7 protein-coding genes are annotated in these 5252 nt (G+C 72.3%); 3 read left to right on the top strand and 4 right to left on the bottom strand.

Annotated features, from left to right (window positions below; all coding sequences use genetic code 11):
* Window positions 1–527, bottom strand: a 527-nt coding sequence (gene patR, locus VB737_RS05270) for a heterocyst master regulator PatR (RefSeq protein ID WP_500311738.1), incomplete at its 3' end; no start/stop codon positions are given.
* Window positions 528–653: 126 nt separating this feature from the next.
* On the opposite strand from patR, the gene VB737_RS05265 reads away from it, so the two are divergent.
* Window positions 654–1505, top strand: a complete 852-nt coding sequence (locus VB737_RS05265) for a tetratricopeptide repeat protein (protein ID WP_500311737.1) — start codon at window positions 654–656, stop codon at window positions 1503–1505.
* On the opposite strand, the gene VB737_RS05260 is transcribed toward VB737_RS05265, so the two are convergent.
* Complete coding sequence (locus VB737_RS05260) at window positions 1435–1782, bottom strand: hypothetical protein (protein ID WP_500311735.1); 348 nt, start codon at window positions 1780–1782, stop codon at window positions 1435–1437. The genes VB737_RS05265 and VB737_RS05260 overlap by 71 nt on opposite strands.
* A gap of 82 nt (window positions 1783–1864) precedes the next feature.
* Between VB737_RS05260 and xth the strand changes: the two genes are divergently transcribed.
* Window positions 1865–2701, top strand: coding sequence for an exodeoxyribonuclease III (gene xth, locus VB737_RS05255; protein WP_500311740.1), 837 nt, complete (start codon window positions 1865–1867; stop codon window positions 2699–2701).
* A 36-nt stretch (window positions 2702–2737) separates the two neighbouring features.
* Here the strand turns inward: xth and VB737_RS05250 are convergent, their stop codons facing one another.
* The gene (locus tag VB737_RS05250; protein WP_500311733.1) at window positions 2738–3349 is read right to left on the bottom strand and encodes a PAP/fibrillin family protein; all 612 of its coding nucleotides are present in this window, start codon (window positions 3347–3349) and stop codon (window positions 2738–2740) included.
* A gap of 112 nt (window positions 3350–3461) precedes the next feature.
* Here VB737_RS05250 and mqo point away from each other — a divergent pair, with 112 nt between their 5' ends.
* Window positions 3462–4949: a malate dehydrogenase (quinone) gene (gene mqo / locus VB737_RS05245; protein WP_500311731.1), complete on the top strand. Its 1488-nt coding sequence runs from the start codon at window positions 3462–3464 to the stop codon at window positions 4947–4949.
* Here the strand turns inward: mqo and VB737_RS05240 are convergent.
* A partial coding sequence (locus VB737_RS05240; RefSeq protein WP_500311729.1) for a lycopene cyclase family protein occupies window positions 4946–5252 on the bottom strand: 307 nt, incomplete at its 5' end. The genes mqo and VB737_RS05240 overlap by 4 nt on opposite strands.

Below are 5252 nucleotides of genomic sequence, written 5' to 3'. Positions count from 1 at the left end.
TCGCCGACGTAGGCCTTCAGGTAGCCCAGCCGCTGCTCCGCGTCCGGCGGCTCGCCGAGGGTATGGAGGCCGCTGGAGAACAGGCGGTTCTCCAGCAGCTGCAGGTAGGTGCCCAGCCGCACCAGCCCGGTGCCGAAGGCGTCGGGATCCTGGTCGGCGGCCGTGGGCGCCTCGGCGGTGGGCTCGGCAGCATCGGGCCCCGCAGCGGCGGCCGGCGCGGCGGCTTCGGGCTCCGGCGTCGAGAGGGTGCTGGGCTCCCACACCCCCACCATCTGCAGGTGGAGCTGGTTCTCCTCCCGGGAGCGGGGGTAGACGACCCACAGATGGGGGGTCTCCAGGTCGAGATGGCGGCGCATCAGGGTGAGCAGGCGGCCGAGCACCACCGCCTCGATCTCGGTGCCCTCGGCCGTGCGGATCACGCCCCGGGTGAGCTGGGCCGGATCGGCCGGCACGTAGGACCCGCGCACCACTCCGATGGCCCGGTACTGGAGCGGCTCGGTGACCGGGGAAATGGGATGCTGGCGCATGGTGGAAGGAAAGACCCCGTGGCGATACCTGGACGGGCCCGGGTCGCCCGGGCCAATGTAAGCAGCAGCGGAAGCGCGATGCCCAGGCCAGACTCGGTCGCGACCTCGAGCCCACACCGTCAACGGATGCCCTCCCCGAACCGAAGCCTGAGCGGCCTCTGGTCGCTCCTGGCCGTCAGCCTGGTCGGGATCCTGGCCCTCGGGGGAGGCTGGTGGCTGGGTCACCGCCAGTCGGCCGCCCAGGCCAGCGCCGACCCGAAGCGGACCCTGCTCACCAAGGAGGCCACCCGCCTGCGGCTGCGGCTCGACGCCGACGAGGCCACCCCGGCCGACCGCCAGCGGCTGCTGGAACTGCTCGTCGCCCTCGACCGCAAGGGGGAGGCGATCGGCCTGCTGGAGCCCATGGCCGACCGGGAGCCCGAGCGCTGGTCCCTGCGGCTGATGCTGGCCGAGCTGCGCCGCGACCAGGGCGACCGCAGCGGCGCCGAACGGGAGCTGCGCCAGATCCTCAACCTGCGCCCCACCCAGGTGGAGGCCCTGCAGCTGCTCAGCCTGCTGAACCTGGAGCAGGGGCGGGGCGCCGCCGCCGAGGCCCGCGTCAAGGCGGCCTACGGGATGGCGATCAAACCCGAGGTGAGGCCGGAGGCCCTCGGCATCGGCCTGCTGCTGGCGGAACTGCAGCTCAAACGCGGCCAGGCGGCGACGGCGGCGGCCACCTACCTGCAGCTGGCCAACCTGTTCCCGCAGGACCAGCGTCCCCTGCTGGGTCTGGCCATGCTCCGCCACGACCGGGGGGACACGAAGGGGGCCCAGGAGGCCCTGGCCCAGGCACGACTGCGCAGCCCGGATCCCGACAAGCCGGATCCGAAGCTCGACAAACTGGCGGCCAGCTGGGGGCTGGAGCCGCTCAGATCCCCTTCAGCTGCCCGGCCGACCCCGACGGCGCCGCCTTCGGCGTCTTCGCGTCAAACTCCCTGAGGGCCTGATCGATGGCGGAGCTGGGGGGCGTGGCGTCGTCGAGGGCGGTGCTGCGCTTCAGCTTGTTCATCAGGTCGAGCGGGTTGGTGCTTTCAAGGATCGAACCGCTGCCGGATCCCGATCGGCCAGGCCCGTAGTCGTAGAGCTGGCGCTCCTGGATGCTGGTGCCGAGGGTCTGGCCGTAGCCGGCCTGCTGGGCCCGGGCGTCACCGGCCATGAACAGGGCGAGGGCCCCGGCGCCGGCCACGCAGGCCTGCAGAGAAAACGAACGGATCATGGCTCCTGCCGGCGGAGGGTCGAATCACCAAGGCCTTCATGATAAGGGCCCCCAGCCGGTTCCCCGTCCTGTCGCCATGGCCCTGCGCATCGCCACCTGGAACGTCAACTCGGTGCGCACCCGGCTTGATCAGGTGGGCGCCTGGCTCGAGGCCGAGGCCCCCGACGTGCTCTGCCTGCAGGAGACCAAGGTGGCCGACGAGCTGTTCCCCCACGCCGCCTTCGAGGCCCAGGGCTACCGGGCGGTGATCAGCGGCCAGAAGGCCTACAACGGCGTGGCCATCCTCAGCCGGCTGCCGATCGAGGACGTGCGGGTGGGCTTCGCCGCCCTGCTGCCGGACGATCCGGCGGCCGCGGAACTGGGCGCTCAGAAACGGGTGATCAGTGCCTGGATCGAAGGGGTGCGGGTGCTCAACCTCTACGTGCCCAACGGCTCGGCCCTGACCTCGGAAAAGTACCCCTACAAGCTGGCGTGGCTGGGGTGCCTGCGGCGCTACCTGGAGGCCCAGGAGGCCGAAGCGGAACCCCTGGCGATGGTGGGCGACTTCAACATCGCCCTGGAGGCCCGCGACATCCACGACCCGGACCGCCTCAGCGGCGGGATCATGGCCAGCGATCCGGAGCGGCAGGCCCTGAGGGATGCCCTGGGCGATCGCCTGGAGGACGTGTTCCGCGTCTTCGAACCGGACGCCGGCCACTGGAGCTGGTGGGACTACCGCACCGGCGCCTGGGACCGGGACACGGGCTGGCGCATCGACCACATCTATCTGTCGGAGGAGCTGCTGGCCTGCGCCACGGGCTGCGTGATCCACAAGGGAGTGCGGGGCAACGCGCAGCCCAGCGACCATGCGCCGGTGGTGGTGCACCTGGCCTGGCCCCCCGAGTCGGCCGAGGACGGCGACGACGACGGGGGCTGGTGAGGGGGGTGAGGGGCTCTGGTGATGGGGCTGGGGCCCTCATCCCAGAAACGCCTCCAGGGCCAGGTCCGGGCGCCGCACCAGGGCGAACAGGGTGCCGTTCTGGCCGCGGCTGACCCGCAGTGCGTCGTCGAGCACGGTGACATCCAGCCAGGCGGGAAAGCTCTGCCGCACCTGCCGGAACAGCTCCAGCCGCTGATTGCCGAACCTGGGCCCCCGCCAGCCGCCCCGCTCGAACCGCACCGACACGCGCTGGTGGGGGGCCTCGGCGGCCACGGCGATGCTGGCCTGCACGGCGATCCCCGCCAGGGGCCCCAATGGGCCGGCCGGCCGCAGCAGGTTCAGGGCGCGGCCGCCGGCGGGATCAAGCAGCTGCAGGTTCTCCAGCCAGGGCCTGACCGCCAGGTAGGGCAGGGAACTGCTGCTCCAGCGCAGCTCCCACACCCCCGCCAGCTGGGCGGCCTGGGCCGTGAGATCGGCGGGCTGCAGGCGCTCCAGCCGCTCGATCAGGTCCTCGATGCGCCGGGCAGCCGGGGCTGTTGCGCCGGGGGATCCGCCCCGCAGCAGCCCCAGCAGCTCCGCCCGGCAGGTCTGGGCGTCGCCGGCGGCAGCGGCCGGGCCATCGGGGATGGCCGGGGGAGCCTGCGTCACTGCTCTGACCCGCGGCACGGGGGCGCAACAGGATCCATGCTGCCAGGCGCCGACGGCCATCGGATACCGTGTCGCCCGGCCTGCCGGCCGAACCGATTCCACCGCAGACCCCGTGACCCTGACCACCGTCGATGTGACCCTGGTCGGGGCGGGGATCATGGGCGCCACCCTGGGCACCCTGCTGCGCCAGCTGCGGCCGGACCTGCGCCTCCTGATCATTGAGAGCCTCCCCCGCGAGGCCCAGGAGAGTTCCAGCGCCTGGAACAACGCCGGCACGGGCCATGCGGGGAACTGCGAGCTCAACTACACGCCGATGGCGGCGGATGGCTCGATCAGTCTGTCCAAGGCGCTTGACATCAACGAAGCCTTCGACCTGTCGCGCCAGTTCTGGACCCATCTGGTGCGGGACGGGGCCCTGGGCTCCCCCGAAGCCTTCATCCAGGGCGTGCCCCACATGAGCTTCGTGCTGGGGGAGGAGCGGCGGGCCTACCTGCGGGAACGCCACCGGCTGATGGCGACCCACCACTGCTACCGGGGGATGGCCTACAGCGAGGACCACGCCCATGTGGCGGCGTGGGCACCGCTGCTGATCGAGGGCCGGGACCCGGCCCAGGCGATCGGCGCCACCTACTTCGCCGACGGCACCGACGTCAACTTCGGGGCCCTCACCAGCCAGCTGCTGGATCACCTGCGGGCCGGCGGGGCCTTCGAGGCGCGGTTCTCCACGGCGGTGCAATCCCTGCGGCGGCGGCCGGAGGGTGGCTGGCGCCTGAAGACCCGCGAGAGGACCACCGGGGAGACCCGGCTGATCGATGCGGGCACCGTGTTTCTCGGGGCCGGCGGCGGCGCCCTCACCCTGCTGCAGAAGTCGGGGATTCCGGAGGGGCGCGGCTACGGCGGCTTCCCCGTCAGCGGACTCTGGCTGCGCTGCGGCGACCCCGCCGTGGCCGGCCGCCACCACGCGAAGGTCTATGGAATGGCGGCCGCCGGCTCGCCGCCGATGTCGGTGCCCCATCTCGACACCCGCCTCGTCGATGGCCGCCACTGGATCCTGTTCGGGCCCTACGCGGGCTTCTCCAGCAAGTTCCTCAAGAGCGGCTCCCTCTGCGACTGGCCCCGCTCCCTGCGGTCCGGCAACCTGCTGCCGCTGCTGGCGGTGGCCCGGGACAACCTGCCCCTGACCCAGTACCTGATCGGCCAGGTGTTCGCCAGCGCCGAACAGCGCTTCGCTGCCCTGCGCGACTTCTATCCCAACGCCAGCCCCTCCGACTGGACCCTGGCGGTGGCCGGCCAGCGGGTGCAGATCATCAAGGCCGAGGCCCGGCGCGGCGGGGTGCTCCAGTTCGGCACCGAGGTGGTGCACGCCGCCGACACCTCCCTGGTGGCCGTGCTGGGGGCCTCCCCCGGCGCGTCGGCCGCCGTGGCGATCGCCCTGGAGATCCTGCACTCCTGCTTCCGCGAGAAGCTGCCCGACGGCTGGCAGGACACCCTCAAGCGGATCCTGCCCTCCTACGGCGCATCGATCCGCAGCGACGCCGAGCTCTGCCGGCGGATCCGCAGCGAGAGCGCCGAGGTGCTGGGGCTGGCGCCGCCCGTCTAGGGACGGCGGGGCGGCAGCAGCAGGCCGGCCCGCACGGCCCACGGGGACAGGGCGAACAGGCGCAGCATGGCCGCCAGCAGCTGCGGCACCGTCAGGGTGTTGGCCAGGAAGCCATACCACTGGGGGCCGGGGAGGGAGAAGAAGCTGGCGAAGAACTGGCGCAGTTCGACTTCGGAGAAGCCCATCAGCTTGCCCAGCCCGAACTGATACAGGGCGTGCTTGCTGCGCAGCGCCGGGGGCCAGAGGGCGCCCCAACCCGCCCGGGCCAGCAGGGCCGAGGGGGCATCGGCGTCGGCCATGGCC

It is taken from the genome of Synechococcus sp. BA-120 BA3 (genome assembly GCF_034931285.1).
In the GTDB taxonomy this organism is placed as follows: domain Bacteria; phylum Cyanobacteriota; class Cyanobacteriia; order PCC-6307; family Cyanobiaceae; genus Cyanobium.
The sequence above is the reverse complement of the archived record's forward strand: the minus strand, read 5'-3'. Positions and strand labels throughout refer to the sequence as shown.